This window comes from Tabrizicola sp. (genome assembly GCF_016792905.1).
GTDB lineage: Bacteria > Pseudomonadota > Alphaproteobacteria > Rhodobacterales > Rhodobacteraceae > Tabrizicola.
The window spans coordinates 1-24,176 of the sequence record NZ_JAEULP010000080.1; the positions used below are offsets into that span (position 1 = coordinate 1).

At 67.1% G+C, this 24,176-nt stretch carries 11 protein-coding genes, 1 tRNA gene and 1 pseudogene; 6 read left to right on the forward strand and 7 right to left on the reverse strand.

Annotation, left to right across the window (positions count from 1 at the left end; all coding sequences use genetic code 11):
• Both JNL31_RS16870 and JNL31_RS16875 read right to left on the reverse strand, forming a co-directional pair.
• Positions 1 to 388, reverse strand: a pseudogene (locus JNL31_RS16870) (nucleoside/nucleotide kinase family protein); the annotation flags it as partial.
• A gap of 183 nt (positions 389 to 571) precedes the next feature.
• Positions 572 to 2,959, reverse strand: a complete 2,388-nt coding sequence (locus JNL31_RS16875; RefSeq protein WP_294975777.1) for an ATP-dependent helicase — start codon at positions 2,957 to 2,959, stop codon at positions 572 to 574.
• Positions 2,960 to 3,159: 200 nt separating this feature from the next.
• Between JNL31_RS16875 and JNL31_RS16880 the strand changes: the two genes are divergently transcribed.
• The gene (locus JNL31_RS16880) at positions 3,160 to 6,600 is read left to right on the forward strand and encodes a pyruvate carboxylase (RefSeq protein ID WP_294975780.1); all 3,441 of its coding nucleotides are present in this window, start codon (positions 3,160 to 3,162) and stop codon (positions 6,598 to 6,600) included.
• A gap of 154 nt (positions 6,601 to 6,754) precedes the next feature.
• Here JNL31_RS16880 and JNL31_RS16885 read toward each other — a convergent pair whose 3' ends face one another.
• Complete coding sequence (locus tag JNL31_RS16885; RefSeq protein ID WP_294975781.1) at positions 6,755 to 6,952, reverse strand: CsbD family protein; 198 nt, start codon at positions 6,950 to 6,952, stop codon at positions 6,755 to 6,757.
• A gap of 162 nt (positions 6,953 to 7,114) precedes the next feature.
• Positions 7,115 to 7,366, reverse strand: coding sequence for an EF-hand domain-containing protein (locus JNL31_RS16890; protein ID WP_294975783.1), 252 nt, complete (start codon positions 7,364 to 7,366; stop codon positions 7,115 to 7,117).
• Positions 7,367 to 7,665: 299 nt separating this feature from the next.
• Here JNL31_RS16890 and JNL31_RS16895 point away from each other — a divergent pair.
• A tRNA-Gly gene (locus JNL31_RS16895) sits at positions 7,666 to 7,740 on the forward strand.
• Between the two features lie 87 nt (positions 7,741 to 7,827).
• Here the strand turns inward: JNL31_RS16895 and JNL31_RS16900 are convergent.
• Genes JNL31_RS16900 through JNL31_RS16910 form a run of 3 tightly spaced genes read right to left on the reverse strand, consistent with a single transcriptional unit; the run spans position 7,828 to position 11,266 of the window.
• The gene (locus tag JNL31_RS16900) at positions 7,828 to 8,631 is read right to left on the reverse strand and encodes a CpsD/CapB family tyrosine-protein kinase (RefSeq protein WP_294975784.1); all 804 of its coding nucleotides are present in this window, start codon (positions 8,629 to 8,631) and stop codon (positions 7,828 to 7,830) included.
• 6 nt (positions 8,632 to 8,637) lie between these two features.
• Entirely contained in the window at positions 8,638 to 10,197 is a 1,560-nt protein-coding gene (locus JNL31_RS16905; protein WP_294975785.1) for a Wzz/FepE/Etk N-terminal domain-containing protein, read from the reverse strand.
• A complete protein-coding gene (locus tag JNL31_RS16910; protein ID WP_294975787.1) occupies positions 10,187 to 11,266 on the reverse strand; it encodes an AAA family ATPase in 1,080 nt (359 codons plus the stop codon). Before JNL31_RS16910 ends, JNL31_RS16905 begins: the two co-directional genes overlap by 11 nt.
• 413 nt (positions 11,267 to 11,679) lie before the next feature.
• Between JNL31_RS16910 and JNL31_RS16915 the strand changes: the two genes are divergently transcribed.
• From JNL31_RS16915 to JNL31_RS16930, 4 genes are read left to right on the forward strand one after another with little or no spacing between them, the layout of a single operon-like run.
• Positions 11,680 to 18,015 (forward strand): type I polyketide synthase, encoded by a 6,336-nt coding sequence (locus JNL31_RS16915; RefSeq protein ID WP_294975789.1) that lies wholly within the window; start codon positions 11,680 to 11,682, stop codon positions 18,013 to 18,015.
• A gap of 13 nt (positions 18,016 to 18,028) precedes the next feature.
• Complete coding sequence (locus JNL31_RS16920) at positions 18,029 to 22,573, forward strand: MupA/Atu3671 family FMN-dependent luciferase-like monooxygenase (protein ID WP_294975791.1); 4,545 nt, start codon at positions 18,029 to 18,031, stop codon at positions 22,571 to 22,573.
• Entirely contained in the window at positions 22,570 to 23,217 is a 648-nt protein-coding gene (locus JNL31_RS16925) for a 4'-phosphopantetheinyl transferase (protein ID WP_294975792.1), read from the forward strand. The genes JNL31_RS16920 and JNL31_RS16925 overlap by 4 nt, the downstream gene beginning before the upstream one ends.
• A complete protein-coding gene (locus tag JNL31_RS16930; protein WP_294975793.1) occupies positions 23,217 to 24,164 on the forward strand; it encodes a hypothetical protein in 948 nt (315 codons plus the stop codon). The genes JNL31_RS16925 and JNL31_RS16930 overlap by 1 nt, the downstream gene beginning before the upstream one ends.
• Positions 24,165 to 24,176 lie beyond the last annotated feature (12 nt).

Sequence of the window (24,176 nt, forward strand, 5' to 3'; positions counted from 1 at the left end):
GCACCTCGCGCGGGATCAGCCGGGCCCCGGCGCGGGCGATCTCGATCTTGCGGTCGAAGACCGGGACCGCGACTTCCGCCTCGTCCCGCGCCCGCATCCGTTGCAGCGTGTGGTAAAGCCCGCCCACGTCAAACGTCATCGGGGCGCCCTTGCGGGGGCGCAGCCCGGCTGGCACCAGATACAGGTCGTCGTAGTGATAGCCGTCCATCGGCAGGACAGCGGCCAGGCCCGGCTGGCGTCCGTTCAGCTTGCCCACCAGCTTGTCGGCAAGGGTGGATTTCCCCGATCCCGGCGCCCCGGCCAGTGCCGCGATCACCCGCTGCCCGCTGGTCGCGCGGGCCTCCAAGAGGTCGGCGAGCTCTGTCAGCTCGGTCGCCTTCCCCGCCATGCCATTTCCCCCCGGCGTTTTCCGATACCATGCGCAAGCCGCGCGCCCAACGCAAGACTGGCCCGAATGTCGCCCACCTGGCATCCGGCAAGCCCGGGGCCGGAAGTTAAGAAATCCTGAACGTCCGCGATCAACCCATTGATATCATTGACACGAAAAATCTGTCCACCGTGGACACCCCGCTCAGAACGGCACGTCGTCCACCTGTTCCGCCGGGATCACCCAGCGGGCGACCACCTTCTTCGACCCGGCATGATCGAACTCCACGTCCAGCTTGTCGCCCTCGATCCCCATGATCTCGCCATAGCCGAACTTCTGGTGGAACACCCGGTCCCCCAGGACAAAGGGAGACACCGCCTCCATATCGATCACCACATTCCGTGCCTCCTGCGGCTGGCGGACGGGGCGGTGGGACTGGTTCTCCTGCAACCGCCGCCAGCCGGGGGAATTGTAGACGTCGGCCTTGGAAACCCGGTCCTCCAGGCTGGACCCGAACCCGACCGAAGCCGCAGCCCCGAACCCGCCGCCATACAGGCCCGGGGCCGTCAGCACCTCGACATGCTCAACCGGAAGCTCGTCGATGAAGCGGGAGGGCAACTGCGACTGCCACTGCCCATAGACCCGCCGGTTCGAGGCGAAGCTGATCGTACACAGCTCCTCCGCCCGCGTGATGCCCACATAGGCCAGCCGCCGCTCCTCCTCCAACCCCTTCAGCCCGCTCTCGTCCATGCTGCGCTGGCTCGGGAACAGCCCGTCCTCCCAGCCCGGCAGGAAGACCACGGGAAACTCCAGCCCCTTCGCCGCGTGGAGGGTCATGATCGTGACCTTCTCCTCCGCCCCCTCGGTGTCGTTGTCCATGATCAGGCTGACATGCTCCAGGAACCCCTGCAGGTTGTCGAACTGCTCCAGCGCCTTGATCAGCTCCTTGAGGTTGTCGAGCCGCCCCGGAGCCTCCGGCGTCTTGTCGTTCTGCCACATCTCGGTGTAGCCGCTCTCGTCCAGGATCGTTTCGGCCAGCCGGATATGGTCGTAATCCGGGTGGAAGGTCGCGGCGTGCCAGCGGTCGACCCCGTCGACGAAGGCCCGCAACTGAGACGCCCCCTTGCCCGGGATCACCCCCTTCGCCAGCGCCTCACGCGCTCCGTCCAGAAGCGAGACCCCTGCCCCGCGCGCCAGCACGTTGATCTTCGACTGCGCCGTATCCCCCAGACCCCGCTTGGGCAGGTTCACCACCCGCTCGAAGGCCAGATCGTCGTCGGGGGAAACCGCCAACCGGAAATAGGCCATCGCATCACGGATTTCCTGCCGTTCATAGAACCTTGGCCCCCCGATCACCCGGTAGGGCAGGCCGATGGTGAGGAACCGATCTTCAAACGCCCGCATCTGATGGGAGGCCCGCACAAGGATCGCCTGATGGTTCAGGTCCCTGGGCTCCATCCCCCGCGTGCCCCGCTGGATCGCCTCGATTTCTTCGCCGATCCATCGCGCCTCTTCCTCGCCGTCCCAATGGCCGATCAGCCGCACCTTCTCGCCCGGCTCTCCGGCGGTCCAGAGCGTCTTGCCCAGCCGACCATTGTTCTTGGCGATCAGGCCGGAGGCGGTGGCAAGGATATGCCCGGTCGAGCGGTAGTTCTGCTCCAGCCGGATCACCTGCGCGCCAGGGAAGTCCTTCTCGAAGCGCAGAATGTTGCCGACCTCGGCCCCGCGCCAGCCATAGATCGACTGGTCGTCATCACCGACGCAGCAGATGTTCCGGTGCGCCTGGGCGAGGAGGCGCAGCCAAAGATACTGGCAGACGTTGGTGTCCTGGTACTCGTCGACAAGGATGTAGCGGAACCAGCGCTGGTACTGTTCCAGAACGTCGGGCCGGGACTGGAAGATGGTGACACAATGCAGGAGGAGATCGCCGAAGTCGGTGGCGTTCAGGGTCTTCAACCGGTCCTGATAGGCCGCATAAAGTTCCGTCCCCCGGTTGTTGTAGGCACTGGCTTCGGAGGACGGCACCTTCTCGGGCGTCCAGGCCCGGTTCTTCCAGCCGTCGATCAGCCCGGCCAGCATCCGCGCAGGCCAGCGCTTCTCGTCGATATTGGCCGCAAGGACCAGCTGCTTCAAAAGACGGATCTGATCATCGGTGTCGAGAATGGTGAAATTCGGTTTCAGCCCCACCAGCTCGGCATGGCGGCGGAGGATCTTCACCGACAGCGAGTGGAAGGTGCCCATCCAGGGCATCCCCTCGGCCACTTCGCCCAGCATCCGGTGGACCCGCTCCTTCATCTCGCGCGCGGCCTTGTTGGTGAAGGTCACGGCGAGGATTTCGTTCGGGCGGGCCTTTCGCAGGTGCAGAAGGTGCACGATCCGCGCCGTCAGCGCGCGGGTCTTGCCCGTCCCCGCCCCCGCCAGCATCAGGACCGGGCCATCCAGCGCGCGGACGGCTTCAAGTTGCGCGGGGTTCAGGCCGTCGAGATAATCCTCGCGCGCCGACACCTGCGCCCGCCCGGCCAACGCCCGCTGCGAGAGGGGCACGGGGGTTGCGGCGGCCTCGAAGGCCTGGTCTTCGTCCCATCCGGTCATGACCGGCAGTATAGCGGGATCGGCGCGGGGGGAAAGGGCCAGCGTTCCTTCATTGTTCTTGTGGGTCGTCGCTTCCCCGTGCAGCACCGGTTGCGACACCCGCCCATGTCGCAATTCTGTTGGAAATGGCCGTCAAAGTCTCTTGCGCTGCAGCGCAGCACCCCTAATGTGCACCCGTCCTGCTGCCTGGGGAGGCCCGCATGCCCGAGTTCAAGAAGATCCTCGTCGCCAACCGGGGCGAGATCGCGATCCGCGTGATGCGGGCGGCAAACGAGATGGGCAAGAAGACCGTCGCGGTCTTTGCCGAGGAGGACAAGCTGTCGCTCCACCGCTTCAAGGCGGACGAGGCCTACCGCATCGGCGAGGGGCTGTCGCCGGTGGGCGCCTACCTGTCGATCCCCGAGATCATCCGGGTGGCGCGGATGGCGGGGGCGGATGCGATCCATCCCGGCTATGGGCTGCTGTCGGAGAACCCGGATTTCGTCGATGCCTGCGACAAGGCGGGGATCACCTTCATCGGGCCGCGCGCGGAAACCATGCGGGCCCTTGGCGACAAGGCCAGTGCCCGGCGGGTGGCGATGGAGGCCGGAGTGCCGGTCATCCCGGCGACCGAGGTGCTGGGCGACGACATGGCGCTGATCAAACGCCAGGCCAAGGAAGTGGGCTATCCCCTGATGCTGAAAGCCTCCTGGGGCGGCGGCGGTCGCGGGATGCGGCCGATCCTGTCCGAGGACGAGCTGGAAGGGAAAGTCCGCGAAGGGCGGCGCGAGGCGGAGGCGGCCTTCGGCAACGGCGAGGGCTATCTGGAAAAGATGATCACCCGCGCCCGCCACGTCGAGGTGCAGATCCTCGGCGACAAGCAGGGCAACTGCTGGCACCTCTGGGAGCGCGACTGCACCGTGCAGCGCCGCAACCAGAAGGTCGTTGAACGCGCCCCTGCCCCCTATCTTACGCAGGCCCAGCGCGAGGAAGTCTGCGAGATGGCCAAGCGTATTTGCGGCCATGTCGGCTATGAATGCGCGGGCACCGTCGAATTCCTGATGGATATGGAATCCGGCAAGTTCTACTTCATCGAGGTGAACCCCCGGGTCCAGGTCGAGCACACTGTCACCGAGGAAGTCACCGGGATCGACATCGTGCAGGCGCAAATCCTGATCGAGGAAGGCAAGACCCTGCAGGAAGCGACCGGGGTTGCCAGCCAGGCGGATGTGAAGCTGAACGGTCACGCGCTGCAATGCCGGGTGACGACGGAAGACCCGCTGAACAACTTCATCCCGGACTATGGCCGCCTGACGGCCTACCGTTCGGCGACGGGCAACGGCATCCGCCTTGATGGCGGGACGGCCTATGCCGGGTCGGTGATCACCCGCTATTACGACTCGCTGCTGGTCAAGGTCACAGCCCATGCCCAGACACCGGAAAAGGCGATTGCCCGGATGGACCGGGCGCTGCGCGAGTTCCGCATCCGGGGGGTGGCGACGAACATCGAGTTCGTCATCAACCTCTTGAAGCACAAGACCTTCCTGGACGACACCTACACCACCAAGTTCATCGACACGACGCCCGAGCTGTTCGCCTTCAAGAAGCGGCGCGATCGGGCGACAAAGATCCTCCTCTACATCGCCGACATCACGGTGAATGGCCACCCCGAGACGGCGGGTCGCGCCAAGCCCCCGGCCGAGGCGAAGGCGCCGAAACCGCCCGCGCCGAAGGCATCGCCGTCGATGGGCACGCGGAACCTTCTGGAGCAGAAGGGCCCGCAGGCGGTTGCCGACTGGATGAAGGCGCAGACCAAGGTCCTTCTGACCGACACCACGATGCGCGACGGGCACCAGTCGCTGCTGGCCACCCGGATGCGGTCGATCGACATGATCAAGGTCGCGCCCGCCTATGCCGCGAACCTGCCGCAGCTGTTCAGCGTCGAATGCTGGGGTGGTGCCACCTTCGACGTGGCCTACCGCTTCCTCCAGGAATGCCCGTGGCAGCGTCTCCGCGACCTGCGCGCCGCGATGCCGAACCTGATGACGCAGATGCTGCTGCGGGCCTCGAACGGGGTCGGCTACACCAACTATCCCGACAACGTGGTGCAGTCCTTCGTCAAGCAGGCCGCCAAGACCGGGGTCGACGTGTTCCGCGTGTTCGACAGCCTGAACTGGGTCGAGAACATGCGCGTCGCGATGGATGCGGTGCTGGAGGCGAACAAGGTCTGCGAGGGGACGATCTGTTACACGGGCGACCTGCTGGACCCGGCCCGGTCCAAGTATGACCTGAAATACTACCTCGACCGTGCGAAAGAGCTGAAATCCGCGGGCGCCCATGTGCTGGGGCTGAAGGACATGGCGGGGCTGTTGAAACCCGCCGCCGCCCGGGTGCTGGTCAAGGCGATGAAGCAGGAAATCGGGCTGCCGGTGCATTTCCACACCCATGACACCTCGGGCGCGGCGGCGGCCACCGTCCTTGCGGCCTGCGATGCGGGGGTGGATGCGGTCGACGCGGCGATGGATGCGTTTTCGGGCGGGACCTCGCAGCCCTGCCTCGGTTCCATCGTCGAGGCGCTGCGGAATACCGACCGCGACACCGGCCTCGACATCGGCGCGATCCGGCAGATTTCCGACTACTGGGAAGCAGTGCGCAAGCAATACGCCGCCTTCGAAAGCGGACTGCAGGCCCCGGCCTCGGAAGTCTACCTGCACGAGATGCCCGGCGGCCAGTTCACCAACCTCAAGGCGCAGGCCCGTAGCCTGGGGCTGGAGGAGCGCTGGCACGAGGTAGCTCAAGCCTATGCCGATGCCAATCGGATGTTCGGCGACATCGTCAAGGTCACGCCCTCGTCGAAGGTGGTGGGCGACATGGCGCTGATGATGGTGGCGCAGGGGCTGACCCGGGCGCAGGTCGAGGACCCGAAGGTCGACGTGGCCTTCCCCGAAAGCGTCGCCGACATGCTGAAAGGAAACCTCGGGCAACCGCATGGCGGCTGGCCGGAGGGTATCCTGAAGAAGGTGCTGAAGGGCGAGAAGCCGCTGACCGAGCGGCCCGGCAAGTCGATGCCCGCCGTCGATCTGGAAGCGGTGCGCCAGAAGGTCTCGGCCGAGATGAACGGCATCACCGTCGATGACGAGGACCTGAACGGCTATCTGATGTATCCCAAGGTCTTCCTCGACTACATGGGTCGGCACCGGCAATACGGGCCGGTGCGCACCCTGCCGACGCCGACCTTCTTCTACGGCATGCAGCCCGGCGACGAGATCTCGGTCGAGATCGACCCCGGCAAAATCCTGGAAATCCGCCTGCAGGCGGTGGGGGAGACGACCGAGGAAGGCGATGCCCGGGTGTTCTTCGAGCTGAATGGCCAGCCCAGGGTGATCCGGGTGCCGAACCGGGCGATCAAGGCCAAGACGGCGGCACGCCCGAAGGCTGCGGAGGGCAACCCTGCCCATATCGGCGCGCCGATGCCGGGGGCGGTCGCCTCCATCGCGGTGACGGTCGGTCAGAAGGTGCGGGCGGGCGACCTTCTCCTCAACATCGAGGCGATGAAGATGGAAACCGGCCTGCACTGCGACCGCGAGGCCACGGTGAAGGCGATCCATGTCCATCCGGGCAGCCAGATCGAGGCCAAGGACCTGCTGATCGAACTGGAGTGATCCGGGCGGCCGGGCCGTGGGTGCAAGACGATGTCCACGGTGGACAGATTTTTCGCACCAGCGAAATCAATGGCTTGCGCGCGGGCGTTAAGGACTTGGCAACAATTGGGCTGGGTTGAATAAGGGCGGGCTTTGCGCCCGCCCCACCCGTCCGTCAGACTCGGTCGAAGAACTTGCGGACCTCGGTCTGCGCCTCTTCCTTGGTCTTGCCGTAGCGCTCCTGGATCAGCCCGGCGAGTTTTTCGGCCTGGCCCTGGGCCTGGTCAAGCTCGTCGTCGGTCAGCTTGCCCCACATGACTTTCGCCTCGCCCTTCAGCTGCTTCCATTGGCCGGCGATCTGGTCCTGGTTCATCATCATTCTCCTGATGGATGGCGGCGCGATGGGCGCTGCCTTCATGCGGGAACAACGGTCGGCGCCGCGAGATGGTTCCCCGAGCGGATGCGGATCGGCGGAGCCCTGCCAAAGGAAAGGGCCGCCCCGAAGGACGGCCCCCTGTGCGCGAAACGCAGTCGATCAGGCAGCGGTGAAGGCGCCCGCGTCGACAGCGGCTTTCAGCTCGTCAGCCGACAGTTCGCCCGAGGCGTCGGTGTCGGCGGCCTTGAAGGCCTCTTCGGTGACGGCGGTGTAGACGGCCTGCACTTCGGCCAGCGAGAAGGTCCCGTTGGCGTCGGTGTCGGCGACAACCGGGGCCGCATCTTCCGCGAAGACGGCGGTGGCGGTCAGGGCCGAAGCGGCCAGAACGAGGGCGAATTTGGTCATGGTCATTCTCCAGTTTGCGGCAACGCAGCATGCGCAGCCACGCAAGAAGGCGATTTTGCCTTCGAGGCGCAACCTATTCAAAACATTTCCGAATCCAAGTCGATTCTGCTCTTGGTTGCGCAAACCTCACGGCGAGTTTACTGCGCCAGCAAAATCGTCGGATGCTGCGATTGCACCGTGGCGGCGGGCCGATATTTCAGCCAACGGTCCGTCGTGGGCAAATGTGCGAGAATTTTTCGCCGACGTGCACTTTCCCTCTTGCAGGCCCCCGTCGCTCTTTATACATCCCCTCTCGTCCAGACGGTGCGGGCGTAGCTCAGGGGTAGAGCATAACCTTGCCAAGGTTAGGGTCGTGAGTTCGAATCTCATCGCCCGCTCCATCCGGACCAGACGAGGGGCCCCTTGCGGGTCCCTTTGTCATTCCGGCCCCGCCGGACAGAGGGCGACGGGCGGCCCGCCCGGCCCCATCACTCCGGATAGACGCGGGTGTCGTCCTCTTCCATGTAGCGGCACTTGTTCAGCACAACGCCCAGAACCTGCGTGCGCTTGCCCAGATCGGCGCCGCATTTCTCGATCTCGGCGGCCGTCGTCTCCTCGGCGGCGACGACCATCAGCGCGCAATCGACCTGGTCCAGATAGGCCAGCGCATCGTCGCTGACCAGCATCGGTGACATGTCGAACAGGATGACGTCCGGGCGCAGCCGGGCTTCAACCTCGTCGATCAGGTCCGCGGTGCGCGGAGCCGACAGAAGCTCGGCCGGGCTGGCGACAGAGCGCGAGTTCAGCGCCAGGGCCAGGTTCGGGCCGACCCGCCTGATCTGGCCATAGTCCAGCCTGCCCTCGCCAAGCGATTCGATGAAATTCTGGTCCGGCGACATACCCAGCATCTCGACAAGCGAAGGATGGCGCAGGTCCAGCTCGACCAGCAGCACCTGCTTGTCGGTCAGCCGCGCCAGGCTGAACGCCAGGTTCAGCGCAACGGTGGACTTGCCGCAACCCGGAGTCGGCGAGGTGATGGCGACACGGGTCCAGCCGTTCGTGCGCAGCGTGCGCAGGAGGTTGGTGCGCATGACGTCGAAGTTGGCGGCACGCGCGCCCGGTTGGTGTGTCACGACAAGGTTGCGTGCCAGGACCTTCGGGTCGAGCGCGACCTCGCTCAGGTCTTGCCAGGGATTGGAGCCGGGTGAGGCCTTGCCGCCAGCGCCGGAGGGTTGAAGCTTGCGATCGCGGGCCGAACGCGCCTTGGCGAGTGCTGACTGGATCCGTTCCATGCTGGTCTACTCGGTCTTGTTGGCGGCCGCGCCCTGGACGGCTTCGCTGGCTGCGGGGGACTTGGGCGCGAGGCCAAGCAGGGTACCGATCGGGGCGATGTAGATATGGACGACCAGCGCGAGGAGCGGGATGTTGATCGCAAGAAGCGCCAGCGTCGCAAGCCTGTTGGCCGACCAGCGTGTGCGGCTCGTGCCGCCGGGAATATAGCCTACCGTTCCGAATGGCGGCGCGCCCAGCACCTTCACCAGATCGGACGGACGGCGCACGGTCTGATTCAGAATCTCCAGGAGGAGAAGCAGGCCGGTGGAAAGGATCACGCCTGCCCCGAACGCGGCAACTGTGATGCGCTTGCGGTTCGGTTCCGCGCGGAAGTTCGGCGGCACGGCCTTCTCGATCACAGTGATCCGCTGGCCGCGGTCCGTGACTTCGATACGGTCGCCCATCCGCGCCTCGGACAGGCTGGCCACTGCCTGCTCGTACTGCACGCGCAGGGTTTCGTAGTTGTTCTGCAACTCGGCCAGATGGATCGAATTGCCCGGCGTCGCATCGATCGAGGCTTCCAGCGTGACAAGATCCTTTTCCAGGAGGGTCTTCTGTTCGGCCAGGAAGTTGATCTGTCCATCGATATCCAGCATCTGCACTTCGAAGGCCGAAAGCCGCCCGCCGCCGGTCGCGCTGAGCTGCGACTTCACCACCTCTTGCAGCGCCTCGACTTCCTTCTGCAGAGCGCTGACCCGCGGGTTCGTCGGTGACAGCACGACCAGAGCCGAGGCAAGTTCCTGCCTGGCCCGCTCCAGGCGCTCGGCCTCCGGGGTACGGTCGTCTTGCGTCGTGACCATGGCGCCCGTGCGGTCGTAAAGCTCGGTCAACCGCTCGCGCCGGTCACGCAGCGCAGCAAGCTCGCGATCCACCTGCAACAGCCGCTCCTGCTGCGAGGCCTGCCGCGTACGCCGATACTCCAGGCTCTCGGGCAGCGCGTCGCGGTTCGCCTGTTCGAACTCCAGAATCTTGGCGTTCTGCTGCGACAGTTCGTCGGTGAGGCGCCGGACTTCCTGTTCGAAGAAATCCAGCGTGTTCCCCGAAGCCTCGGTACGCAGCTCCGCGCTCCACTGCAGGACCTGGTCGGCGATCTCGTTGGTGATGTTTGCCGACAGTTCGGGCTCGCCCGCGGCAAAGGACACCGTGACAACGCCCGTGTTGCCCTGGGTCGTCGGCATGTAGATCGAGACGCGGTCCCCGATCGCGTCAAGCATCTGTTCCTGGGACAGGTTGGGCGTCGTGACGAACAGGTTGTGCCGTTCGGCAATGGCAAGAAGGTTGTCGCGGGTCATGATCCGCTGCCGGATCGCAAGCAGAATCTCGTCCGCCGTCGAGCGCACGGTCGAAGCCGCCAGTTCATCCGGGATCTGCGGGTTCTCGATCAGGAGCCTCGCCTCGGCCCGGTAGACCGGCGGCAGGGACACGGCATAAAGGATTCCGGCCATTGTGGCCGTAAAGATGATGGCGACGATAATGGGCAGTCGACGCAAAATCAGGGACAGATAGAAACGCAGATCAAGCGTCATTCGAGGTCTCACTCACGTCATATGCGGCATTCGCCGAAAAAAATACACCGTCATCAATGACTTGCTGGACCGTCTGCGCGCTGACGACCTGCTTGCCCCTGGTAAACGCATAGACCATGGCCAGATCACAGAGCTGGTTCACCAGCCGGGGCACGCCCCTTGTCACGTCGTAGATCAGCTTCACGGCAGGGGCCGAGAAGATTCGCTTCTCGGTGCCGGCAACCTTCAGACGGTGCGGAATGTAGCCGCGCACGGTCTTGAGGTCCATCGCCGTCAGATGGTAGCTGGCCGCGACGCGCTGTGCGAATTGCCGCATCTTGGGACGCGAGACCAGGTCGCGCAGCTCGGGCTGGCCGATCAGCACCAGTTGCAGCACCTCGTCCTTGCCGGAGTTGATGTTGATGAACATCCGCAGCTCTTCCAGCGCCTCGGCCGTCAGGTTCTGCGCTTCGTCGAAGATGAGGACGACGCTGCGCCCGGCCGCATATTCCGACAAGAGGAAGTTCTGGAATCGCGAGAAGAGGTCGACGTAGCTTTCGTCCAGTTCGGCCGGCTGGTCCAGCGCGTGCAGCACCCAGCGCAAAAGTTCGGCCCGCGAGCCGTGCGGGTTCGAGATCAGGCCCACGGTCATCTCGGAGCCGAGCGATCGGACAAGATGCAGAAGTAGCGTGGTCTTCCCCGCGCCGACCTCGCCGGTGATCAGCGTGATCGGGGCATTGGCGCGGACGCCGTATTCCAGCATCGTGTAGGCGCGCTGGTGCGACTGTGGCCAGTACAGGAAATCCGGGTCGGGCGTCAGGGCAAAGGGCCGGGTCGTCAGGCCGAAATGCTCGGTATAGATTTCCTGCGTGCGGGTCACGGGCGGCTCGGACAAGAGACGGGTCCGTACCCGTGTCGTGGGACGCGGCGGGGCTTCGACGGCGGCCGTCATTTCATAGGAACGCGGGTCCACCTGCTCGGCCTGAAGGACCGGATCGGGCAGCGCGGGTGCAGACTCCGCCCCGTTCCCGGCATCCGGGTCGAACCATAGGATGCGGGACAACAACTTGCGGGATCTGCTCTGCGTCATCTACTCACCTTAAAGCAATTCCCCGGACTCACAGGGTCTTGCCCCCTCTCTAATAAGCAAACTTCCCCGGCATGGCGACGCCTTCCAGACTACTGGTGCCGGGCTGGAAACAAAGTATGGAAATCAGCAGGCTAGGGCTGGTTTTGCCCCAAGTATGGCCACTTTCTTACCCAATATCCGTGCGTATCTAGACGGAGTCATGTAGGAAAGCTCAAGGAAATTTTGACGGCGCACGAATCGTTGATGGTCCCGGTCGGGTCCCGGATTTCGGGAAGGTGCAGAACAGGTGAGTTTGTGCTGAGACATTCTGCACTCTTGCCCCGGATCGGGCTGGAAGATCATCCCGGGCCGCCGCAATTTGCGGTCGGCGACGATGGGTCTGGCCGCCAGAAGGATGTCGAGAGGGCAATCGCATGAAGGACGTGGTGCAGGACCTTCCCGCAGAGACCGATATTGCGATCGTGGGGATGGCCGCGCATCTGCCGGGGGCGGCGGAGATCAGCGCCTATTGGGACAACCTGCGCGAGGGGCGCACGGCCGTCCGGCGCCTGACCGAGGAGGAGATACTGGCCTCGGGGGAGAACCCTGCGGCCCTGCGCAACCCGAACTACGTCCCGGCGGCCGCTCTGCTGGAGGGTTTCGACCGCTTCGACGCGGAATTCTTCGGCTTCTCCCCCAAGGAAGCCGCGATCCTTGATCCGCAGCACCGCCAGTTCCTTGAGGTGGCCTGGGAAGCTCTGGAAAACGCCGGGCATACGCCCGAGGGCTTCAAGGGCCGGATCGGCGTCTTCGCGGGCTGCGGCATGGGCAGCTATTTCTACTTCAACCTCTGCTCGAACCCCGCGCTGGTCGAAAGCACCGGCATGTTCCTTCTGCGCCATACCGGGAACGACAAGGATTTCCTGTCCACCCGCGTCAGCCATGTCTTTGACCTGAAGGGGCCAAGCCTTGGCTTGCAGACAGCCTGTTCCACCTCGCTCGTCGCCACGCACTACGCGATTCAGGCGCTGTTGAACGGCGAATGCGACATGGCCTTGGCGGGAGGTGTCACCATCGACCTGCCGCAGGGCCGCGGTTACATCTACAAGGAGGGCGAGGTCCTGTCGCCCGATGGCGTTTGCCACGCCTTCGACCACCGGGCACAGGGGACGGTTTTCGGCTCTGGCGCGGGGACGGTGCTTCTGCGCCGGATGGACGATGCGCTGGCCGATGGCGACCACATCTGGGCGGTGATCAAGGGCAGCGCTGTCAACAACGACGGGGCGGCGAAGGCGGGCTATCTGGCCCCTTCGGTCGAGGGTCAGGCCGACTGCATCGCGACTGCGCTCGCCGTGGCCGGGACGCCCGCCGAGACGGTGGACTACATCGAATGCCACGGCACCGGCACCTATCTGGGCGACCCCATCGAGGTCGCCGCGCTGACCGAGGCGTTCCGCCGGACAACCAACGCCAAGGGCTTCGCGCGCATCGGAAGCGTCAAGACCAATATCGGCCACCTCGACACGGCGGCGGGGGTTGCCAGCCTGATCAAGACGACGCTGGCGCTGCACCACGGCCAGATGCCGCCCAGCCTGAACTTCGAGGCCCCGAACCCCGCCATCGACTTCGACAACAGCCCCTTCCGGGTGAACGACAAGCTGTCCGACTGGCCGCGCCGCATGGGTCCGCGCCGGGCCGGGGTGAACTCGCTCGGCGTCGGCGGGACCAATGCGCATGTCGTCGTGCAAGAGGCGCCAGCCGTGGCAGCCTCTGAACCGTCGGACTGGCCGTTCCAGCTGATCACCCTTTCCGCCCGCAGCCAGTCGGCGCTGGGCGAGGCCTCCTCGCGGCTGGCTGCGCATCTTCGGGCAAACCCGGTTCAGAACCTCGCCGATGTCGCCTGGACCCTGAAACAGGGCCGCCGCGCCTTTGAACATCGCCGCGTGCTGGTGGCCGAAAGCCACGAGGAAGCCGCCAGGATGCTGGAGGCGGGCGATCCGCGCCGCGTCTTCACCCAGCGTCGTCTGGGCGACACGCCCGACGTCGTCTTCATGTTCCCCGGCGGCGGGGCGCAGTACCCGAACATGGCGCGCGACCTCTACGAGACCGAGCCCGTCTTCGCAGAATGGATGGACCGGGGGCTTGCCGCCCTTGGCGATGCGGAAGCCGAGACGCGCGCCCTCTGGCTACCCGCCGAGGGGCAGGAGGCCACCGCCGCCGAGGCGCTGCGCCGCCCGTCGAAGCAACTGCCGCTGATCCTGATCGTCGAGGTCGCGCTGGCGAAGCTGTGGGAAAGCTGGGGCGTAAAGCCCGCCATGCTGATCGGTCACAGCATGGGCGAGAACGCCGCCGCCTGTGTGGCGGGCGTCATGACGCTTGAGGCCTGCGTCGGCCTCGTCCGCCTGCGCGGGGAGCTCTTCGACACGGTGCCCGCGGGCGGGATGCTCTCGGTCCCGCTGTCGGAAGCCGCGCTTAAGCCATATCTCGGCGATCTCGACATCGCCTCGATCAACGCGCCTGAACTGACGGTCGTGTCCGGCTCCGACGCGGGGTTGAAGGACCTTGCCGCACGGCTCAAGGCCGACGACATCGACACCACCCGCATCGCCATCGACATCGCCGCGCATTCGAAGATGCTGGAAGGCATCCTTGCCGCCTTCCGCGCGCATCTCGCCGGGATGCAGCTGTCGCCGCCGCAAATCCCGATCATCTCGAACCGCTCCGGCCAGATCCTGACCGATGCGGAAGCCACCAGCCCCGACTACTGGGTCGCCCACCTGCGCAACACCGTGCGCTTCGCCGACGGCACGACGACGCTGCGGCAGAAGGCGGACCGGGTCTATCTGGAGGTCGGTCCCGGCCGGGCAATGGCCTCGCTGGCGCAAGCCAACGGCGCGATGGGGGGCCAGCCGGTGCCCTCCAGCCTGCGCCACCCGGAAGATACCGTCAGCGACGACCGGCATTTCATCGCCACCCTCGGCCGTCTCTGGGCCTGCGGGGTTGAGCCCGACCTGCATCAGCTTTGGGGCGAGGCGAAGCGGCGGCGCGTGCCGCTCCCGACCTACCCCTTCCAGCGCTCGCGCTACTTCATCGACCCCGGCAAGGCCCAGGTCGTGACCGAGGCCGACGTGACCGTGCAGCGGCACGACAAGGTGGAGGATTTCGGCTACCGGGTCGGTTGGCGCGTGATGCCCGCCGACTGCCCGGTCGATGTGGAAACCGAACTGGGGGCGCCCCTGACCTGGCTGGTCTTCGCCGACGAGGCCGGGCTGGCGCGGGCTGCCGTCCAGCGCCTGCGCAACGCCGGGCATCGGGTGGTGACGGTCCACGCGGGCGACGCCTTCGCGCGGACGTCGGACGACACCTACACGCTGGCGCCGGAACACGGGCGCGAGGGCTATGACGCCCTCCTTGCCGACCTGGCACAGCGCGACCTGACCCCGGCGCGGATCGCGCATTTCTGGCTGGTGACGCAAGGGGAGACCTTCCGCCCCGGTTCCAGCTTCTTCCAGCGCAATCTGGAACAGGGGTTCTGGAGCCTGTTCTTCCTTGGCCAGGCGATGGGCGAGATCGGGCTGAAGCCCCTGCCCCACCTGACAATCCTCACCTCAGGCGCCGCTCAGGTGCGGACCGAGGCCCTGCCCTACCCGGAAAAGGCAACGGTGGCTGGCCCCGTGCGGGTGATGCCGCGCGAACTGCCGGGTCTGACGGCCAGCCTCCTCGACGTCGCCCTGCCGGACAACCGCAAGGCGGCGATCCCGGCGGAAGCCGTCTCGGCGGTGCTGGAGGAAATGCTCGCCACGCCGGGTAACACGGTGGCGGCGATCCGGGGCAGCCGACGGCTGGAAACCCGGCTGGTGCCCTCGCCCCTGCCTCCGCAGGCCGAGGTGCCCGAAGGCTCGGTCTGGGTCATCACCGGCGGCTTCGGCGGCATCGGGGTGACGGTGGCCGAACGCCTGATGCGCGACCGCCATGCCAAGGTCGCGCTGATCGGGCGGCATGTGCCCGAAGCGGGTTCCGTCCGCGCCGGGGTGCTGTCGCGGCTGGAACGCCTTGGCCGGGTCATGGCCGTCGCCGCCGATGTCTGCAACCCCGAGGACATGCGCGCGGCCTTCGACCGGGTGCGCGCCGAGTTCGGGCCGATCTACGGCGTCGTCCATGCGGCGGGGACGGTCGACGACGCCCCGCTTCTGGGCAAGGACCCCGGCAGCGCGGATGCGGTCCTGTCGCCCAAGGTCCATGGCACAAAGCTTCTCGACACGCTCCTCCCCGATGGCAGTGTCGACCGGATCGTGCTGTTCTCCTCGACCTCCACCGTGATCACGCCTGCGGGTCAGGCGGACTACGTCGCCGCGAACGAATATCTTAACGCCTTCGCCCGCAGCCGGGCGGGCGGGATGACCAAGGTCACGGCGATCAACTGGGGGATCTGGTCGGGGATCGGCATGGCCGCCGACGCCGATGCAAAGCGGCAGGGCAAGGACGCGGGCGCCCCGCTGCCCGGCCAGCTGGTGCTGGAGCGGATGCAGAAGGGCGGGGATGAAACCCGGTTTCATGCAACCCTGACCAAAGAGCATTGGGTGATGGACGATCACCGCCTTCTGGACGGCACGGCGGTCCTGCCCGGCGCCGCCTGGCCCGAGATAGCTCATGAAGCGCTGATGGCGGCAGGCGGCAAGGCGGGAGTGCAGCTGAACGACCTTACGGTCTTCCGGCCCCTGCGGCTGGAGGCCGACCTGCCCCGCGACCTGCGCGTCAACCTGACCCGTGGCCGGGACGGCAACCAGCGCCTGCAAGCCCGCGCCCTTGAGCCGCAAGGCTGGGCGCTGACCGCCGAGATGGGCGTCGCCACCCTGACTGCGCCGGCGGATACAATCGACCTAGCCGCCATCGCCGCCCGCTGCCCGGACAAGACCACAGCGCCCGGGGGGGAGAACCTGCCCTCGGCGCAAGAGGACCGCATCGCCTTCGGCCCACGCTGGCAGGTGCTGCGCGCGACCGCGCTTGGAAACCGCGAGGGGCTGGCGACGCTGGCGCTGCCGACGCAAGCCGTGCAGGACACCGCGACCTGCACGCTCCACCCGGCGCTTTACGACATCGGCACCGGCTGGGGCATCGCGCTACTGCCCAAGGTGCAGGAAGGCTTCGTCTGGGCCCCGGTGATGACGACCTCCATCCGAATCCATGGCGCGCTTCCCGCCGAAATCCGCAGCTGGGTCCGGCTGGCGGGCGACCCGGCCGAGGACGTGGCGAGCTTCGATGTGACGCTTACCGACCCCACCGGCAAGGTGCTGGTCGAGGTCGAGGGCATCACCTTCCGCAAGGTCGCCTTCGAGGAGGCCCTCGCCCGCCCCGCGCCCCCGAACCCGCGCGAGGTGGAACGCGACGACGATCAGCGCGGCCATTCCCCCGCCGAACAGCGGCTGGCGCAGGCGCTTCAGGGCGGCATCCGCCCCGCCGAAGGGGCCGAGGCCTTCCTCCGCGCCATCGCCGCCGACGGCGCGCAGGTCCTCGTCTCCTCGCTCGACCTTGATGCCCTCGTCCGGCAGGCGAACGCCCCCATCGTCGCAGATGCCGAAGGCCCCGGCTTTGCCCGGCCCGAACTGGAAACCGCCTATGTGGCCCCGCGCAACAGCGTGGAACGCACCCTCGCGGGCTTCTGGGCCGAGCTTCTGGGCGTCGCCGAAGTGGGGGTGGAGGACGACTTCTTCGCCCTTGGCGGCCACTCGCTGATCGCGGTCAGGCTCTTCGCGATGATCCGGCGGCAATGGAAGGTCGATTTCCCGATCTCGGTCCTGTTCGAGGCCCCGACCATCGCCCGCTGCGCCGCCCTGATCGCGGATCGCATCGGGCCGGAGGAAGAGACCGCCGACGCCCCGGCCAAGCTGGCCGACCCGGCGGGGCCGAAGTTCACCCATCTGGTCGCCATGCACCGGGGCGAAGGCGGGCCGAAGACCCCGTTCTTCCTGGTCGCGGGCATGTTCGGCAACGTCCTGAACCTGCGCCACCTGGCGAGCCTCCTCGGCACCGACCGGCCGTTCTACGGCCTTCAGGCGCGCGGCCTGTTCGGCGATGCCGAGCCGCATATGACCATCGAGGAAGCCGCCACCTCTTGCCTCGCCGAAATCCGGCAGGTGCAGCCGAAGGGACCGTATCTCCTCGGCGGCTTCTCCGGCGGCGGCCTCACCGCCTGGGACATCGGGCGGCAGCTGCGCGCGGAAGGCGAGGAGGTGGCGCTGATGGTGCTGCTCGACACGCCACTGCCAGTACGGCCTTTCCTGACGAAGCCCGACAAGGCGATGATCAAGCTGGCCGAAATCCGCGCAGGCGGCCCGCAGTTCCTCGCGGAATGGGCCAGGCGCCGCTGGGAATGGGAACGCTCGCGCCGGGCCAAGGCCGCGAACGAGCCTGACCCGACCGTCCCCTCGTTCCACAACGCCTCGATCGAGGCCGCCTTCCGCCACGCCATCGGGGTCTACGACCTGAAGGGCTGGGAGGACGGCAAGGTCGTCCTCTACCGTCCGCCGCTTGACCGCCGATTCAAGGTGACGGGTGGGAACTGGGTCTCGAACGCCCGGGAATATGTCTACCCCGACAACCTGTGGACGCCCTTCGCGCCCCGGCTGGACGTGGTGGAAGTGCCGGGCGACCATGATTCCATGGTGCTGGAACCGAACGTGCGCGTATTGGCCGCACGGATGAAGGCCGCGATCCAGGCGGCCGAGGCTGGCGATGTCCGCCATCCTGATCATAGACTTGCTGCCGAGTGACCGGAGATTTCCCATGACCCTGACCGCCCTTCTGATCGGCAACGAAAGCCTGACGGTCGAATGTGGCAAGCGCTGGCTGGAGCGGGGACATGCCCTTGCCGCCGTCGTCACGCGTGAACCTAAAGTGGCCGCCTGGGCCTCTCATGCCGGTCTCAGGGTCATCGCGCCGGGCGCCGGGCTGGCTGCGCGGACCACCGGTCTTGTCGTCGACTGGGTGCTGTCGGTCGCGAACCTCTCGGTGGTGCCCGCACCGGTGCTGGCGCTGGCACGGGCGGGCGGCGTCAATTTCCACGATGGCCCCCTGCCCGGCTACGCGGGCCTGAACGCCCCGGTCTGGGCGCTCCTGAACGGCGAGGCGACCCACGCGATCACCTGGCACCTGATGACCGGTGGCATCGACGAGGGCGACGTGCTTGCGACGCGCAGCTTTCCCATCGAAGCCGACGACAGCGCCTTCTCCCTGAACGCCCGTTGCTTTGCCGCAGCAGTGGAGTCGTTCTCCGAAGTCATCACGGCGATGGAGGCCGGGGGTCAGCCGCGCCACCCGCAAGCCTCCGGTCAGCGCAAAATCTGGCGCCGGGCTGATCGGCCCCGCGCGGCGGGGCGGCTCGATTTCACCCAATCCGCCGAGACGGTGGCGCGGACGGTCCGCGCTCTGGACCACGGCGGCTATCGCAACCCGCTTTCGGTTGCGAAGGTCGAGGCTCCGGGTCAGGTCTGGGCCGTCGGCGCGGCCGAGGTCGTGCCCGGATCGGGCGCGGCAGGCGCGGTCCTTGCCCGCGACGCGGACAGCCTGACCGTGGCCTGCGGCGAGGGCGCGGTTCGTCTTTCTGCACTGACCTGCCTCAAGGGCCTGCCGATCGACACAGGGCGCGCGGGGGCAAGCCTGGTGTCTCTCACCCCGGACGAGGCGCTGGCACTCGATGCCGAACTTGCTCCGGTCGCCGAGGCCGAAGCCCGGCTGCGTGGCCTTCTCCTGAAACCCGATCCGGCGCTGACCGCTTCGACAGCCAACGCCCCCGACTGGCGGCAGCTTCCCCTGCCCGCCGCCGGGGCCAGCTGGCTTGCCCTCGCCGCGATCCGCGCCTTGGGCCGCAGCGGCGGCGACATCGCCTTTGCTTCGGGCAAGGACCCGGCGCCGGGCTTTGTGCTGCCCTGGGTGCCGGTGCGCCTTGATGCCTCCGGGACAGTCATCGCCGCCGAGGAACGGGTCGCACGGGCGCTGGACGCCGCGAAGGCCGCAACCGGCCTTGCCGCCGATCTCGGCTTGCGGGAACCGGCCCTGACGGGGCTGACCCCGTCGGGTCTGGCGGTCAGCGAAGGCGCGGGGCCGCTGGCGGGCACGGCGGTGACGCTTGCAGGCGACGCGCTCTGGCATGACGCGACCCAAGTCTCGCCCGACGAGGCCGCGACGCTGGTGGAGCGGATCACCCGCCTCCTGGCCGAGATGGCGGCCCGGCCCGATGCCGACCTGGCCGACCTCAGCCCGCTGTCGCAGGCCGAAACGCAGGTCTATCAGGGTGCGCTCCGGACCACCGCTCGCGTCTATGACCGCAGCCTGACCATCCCCGCGGCGATCCTCGCTCAGGCCGCGCGGACGCCGGACGCCGTGGCCGTGATCGCGGGCGAGGCGAAACTCACCTACGCCGCGCTTGCCGCCCGTGCCGCCCGCATCGCCAACACCCTTGCCACGATGGGCGTCGGCAAGGGCAGTCTGGTCGGCCTGGCCTGTCGCCGGACTATCGACATGGTGGCGGGCGCGCTTGGCATCCAGCTGGCGGGGGCGGCCTATGTGCCGATGGACCCGGCCTATCCCGCCGACCGCCTGGCGCTCTATGCCGAGGATTCGGGGTGTCCGGTGATCGTCACCGAAGCGGCCGTGGCCGAGACGCTGCCGAAGGGGCCTGCCCTTCTGGTCCTTGACCGCGATCCCCGGCTTGCCGCTGCCGTGGGCTTGCCCGGTCATGGCCCAACCGCCGAAGACCCGGCCTATGTGATCTACACCTCCGGCTCCACCGGACGACCGAAGGGCGTGGTCGTCACCCACCGCAACGTGATGAATTTCTGCGCCGGGATGGACGATGTCGTCGGCACCGACCCCGGAACCTGGCTGGCCGTCACCTCGCTCTCGTTCGACATCTCGGTGCTGGAGCTGTTCTGGACCCTGACCAACGGTTTCACCGTCGTCCTCGCCGACGATTCAGCCCGGGTGCGGCCTTCGGGCGGGACAGCGGGTGCCTCTGGCGTCAGCGCGCGGGGGATGGAGTTCTCGGTCTACTACTGGGGCAATGACGACCTGCCCGGCCCCTCGAAATACGAGCTGCTGCTGGAGGGCGCCAAATTCGCCGATGCGAACGGCTTCTGCGCGGTCTGGACGCCGGAACGCCACTTCCATGCTTTTGGTGGCCCCTACCCCAACCCCGCAGTCACCGGCGCGGCGGCGGCAGCCGTCACGAAGAATATCGGCGTCCGGGCGGGCAGCATCGTCGCCCCCCTGCACCATCCCGCGAGGATCGCCGAGGAATGGGCGGTGATCGACAACCTGACCAACGGGCGCGCAGGCATGGCTTTCGCCTCGGGCTGGCAGCCGGATGACTTCGTGCTGCGCCCCGAGAATACGCCCCCCGCGAACCGGCAGGCGCTGTTCGATGCCCTCGACCAGGTCCGCCGGTTGTGGCGCGGCGAGGCGGTGGAGTTTCCGCGCAAGGACGGCACGCCCTTCGCGGTCAAGACCCAACCCCGCCCGGTGTCGAAGGACGTCGAAGCCTGGGTGACGACGGCAGGCAACCCCGAGACCTGGCGCGAGGCCGGTCGCGCGGGCGCCAACGTGCTGACCCACCTCCTGGGCCAGTCCATCGCCGAGGTCGAGGGCAAGGTGAAGCTCTACCGCAAGGCATTGGCCGAGGCCGGGCATGACCCGTCCCGTTTCAAGGTCACGCTGATGCTGCACACCTACCTCGCCGCGGACCGCGAGACGGCGCGGGAAGTTGCACGCGAACCGATGAAGAGCTACCTGCGCTCCGCCGCTGGCCTCATCAAGCAGTACGCCTGGGCCTTCCCCGCCTTCAAGAAGCCGCAGGGCATGACGAACCCGATGGACATCGACCTTGGGTCGCTGGCCCCGGATGAACTGGAAGCGATCCTCGATTTCGCCTTCCTGCGTTACTTCGACGATTCGGGCCTCTTCGGCACGGTCGAGGATGCCGTGAAGCGGGTCGAGGAGCTGAAAGCCATCGACATCGACGAGGTCGCCTGCCTGATCGACTACGGCATCCCGACCGCAGTGGTTCTGGAAGGTCTGAAGCCTGTGGCCGAGGTCCTGCGGCTGACCAACTCCGGCTCCGGCTCCGGCGCGGACGAGACGATGGCGGGGCTGATCCAGCGCCACGGCGTCACCCACCTGCAATGCACGCCGTCCATGGCCCGGATGCTGGCGGAAGACGACGGGGCCCGCGCGGCGCTGAAGGGACTGAAGCGGATGCTGGTCGGCGGCGAGGCGTTGACGGGGCGGCTCGCGGGTGATCTTGCGGGCCTGATCGGCGCGCCGGTCCTGAACATGTACGGCCCGACCGAGACGACGATCTGGTCCTCGGTCGAGGCGACGACGGGCGCGGATGGTGTGGTCAACATCGGACAACCCATTGCCAACACGGCGCTTTATGTCCTGGACGACCGGCTTTCCCCCGCCCCCGACGGCGAGGCCGGAGAATTGTGGATCGGCGGCGAGGGCGTGGCGCAGGGCTATTTCCAGCGCCCCGACCTGACCGCCGACCGCTTCCGTCCCGATCCCTTCGCAGGCGCCGGGCGAATGTACCGGACCGGCGATCTGGTGCGCAGACGGGCCGATGGCAAGCTCGACTACCTGGGCCGTGCCGATTTCCAGGTGAAGATCCGCGGCCACCGTATCGAACTCGGCGAGATCGAGACAACGCTTGAAGCGACCGGCGGCATCCGCCAGGCCGTCGTCATCGCACGCGAGGATCAACCGGGCGACGTGCGATTGGTGGCCTATGTCACCGCCGACGGGCCGGTCGACGAACAGGCGTTGCGCGCCGAGCTGGCCGCACATCTGCCCGAAGTGATGGTCCCGGCGCATATCGTCCGGCTTGAGGCCTTGCCCCTCACCCCGAACGGCAAGGTCGACCGCAAGGCGCTGCCCGCGCCCTTCGCTACCGCTGCCTCTGCGGCCAAACCGGTCGTGGCGCTGGAAGGCGGGGTCGAGGAAACCATCGCCGCTGTCTGGGCCCGCGTTCTTGGCGTGCCGCAGGTCGGGCGGTCGGACAACTTCTTCACCCTCGGCGGCCATTCGCTTCTGGCGGTGCAGGCGCATCGCGAGATGAAGGTGGTGCTGAACTCCGACCGGCTGGCGATAACCGACATCTTCCGCTTCCCCGTCGTCTCGGCGCTGGCCGCGCATATCGGCAAGTCGCTTCCCGCACCGGCTGCCGGCGCGGCCACCCCTGCGGCCGCAGCGGGCGAGTCGGGCGCCGACAGCCGGATGGATGCCATGGCCCGGCGCCGTGCCATGCGCGAGGCGCGGGAAAAGGCCCTGGGATGACCGGGGGGCGAACCGCCCCGCTGGAAGCCGCGCTGCGATCGCTGTTTCCGCCAGGGGTGGCGACGGCCGTGGTCCCGATTGGCGGCACGAATGCCCCGCTCTGGCGTGAGGAAGCGGCGGCCATGGCCGGTGCTGTTCCCGCGCGGGTGGCAGAGTTCGTCGCCGGGCGGACCGCCGCGCGGCGGGCGCTGGCGGATCTGGGTCTGCCGCCCGTGCCCTTGCCGATGGGTCCGGATCGTGCCCCGCACTGGCCGACCGGAATCTCCGGTTCCATCACACATGCCGCTGGCTATGCCATGGCCGTCGCCCGGCGCGGCGCGCCGCTTGGTGTCGACCTTGAACAGGACGCGCCGATCCCGCCCGACCTCTGGCCGACCCTTTGCCGGGCAGAAGAGCTGGCGCGGCTTGGCAGGGAGCCCGGACACCTTGTCAGGCAGATTTTTGCGGCAAAAGAGGCGGTGTTCAAGGCACAAGACACCGGCCGCCGCGCGATGTTCGGCTTCGACGTCGTGTCGGTCACACTTGTCACAGGGGGGTTCGAGGCCCATTTCCTTGATGATGCAGGGGCGTTCCGGGCAGGTCAGGTCCTGCAGGGCCGCCTTGCACTCTGTGACGACATGATTCTGGCGGGGGTGGGGTGGTGATGGCGTCCCGGCGCAAGGCGATAGTGGGCGGCCTTGGAGCGATTGCTGGCGCCGGTGCGATCTACCATCTCTGGACGCGTCGACCCTCGGCGGCAGCCGTTCGCGAACGGCTGGCGGGCGAGCTGGCCTCGCCAACCGGGCCGATTTCGGTCTACCATCTCGGCCACAGTCTCGTGAACCGCGACATGCCGGCGATGCTTGCCCAACTGGCCCCGCCGGGCCATCGCTATGACAGCCAGCTTGGCTGGGGCACCTCGCTGAAAGCCCATTGGGGCGATGCGGAGATTGACGGATTTGAGGCCGAGAACGCCCATTCCCGCTTTCGCCCGGCGCATGAGGCGGTGGATAGCGGCGAGTATGACGCCATCGTGCTGACCGAGATGGTCGAGATCCGCGATGCGATCCGCTATTTCGACAGCGCAACCTATCTGGCGCTCTGGGCGGAAAAGGCGATTGCGGCGCGGCCCGATGTCCGGCTGTATCTCTACGAGACCTGGCACCGGCTGGACGATCCCGACGACTGGCTGGAACGTCTGGACCGCGACCTCGACCGCTATTGGCTGCGTCAGGTCCTTGGCCCGGCACTGCAGGAACTGCCGCAAGGCACACGGATCAACCTGATTCCCGCGGGCCAGGTCCTGGCTGCCTTTGTCCGCGTGATCGAAGCGCAGGGTGGGGTCGACAACATCCGCGACCGGACTGATCTCTTCGCGCGCGGCAGCGATGGCGCAGTTGACCCTATCCACTTGAACGACATGGGTAATTACCTTGTCTCACTGGTGCATTTCACCGTGCTCTACCATGCTTCCCCCGTCGGGCTTCCAACCGCGCTGCGGAAAGCCGATGGTACCCCCGCCCTCGCGCCGGGCGCGCGGGCAGCGCGGCTGATGCAGGAAACGACGGCCCGGATCGTCGTCTCCCTGGGGTTGTCAGGCATTGCCGCCTGATGTGACATTTAG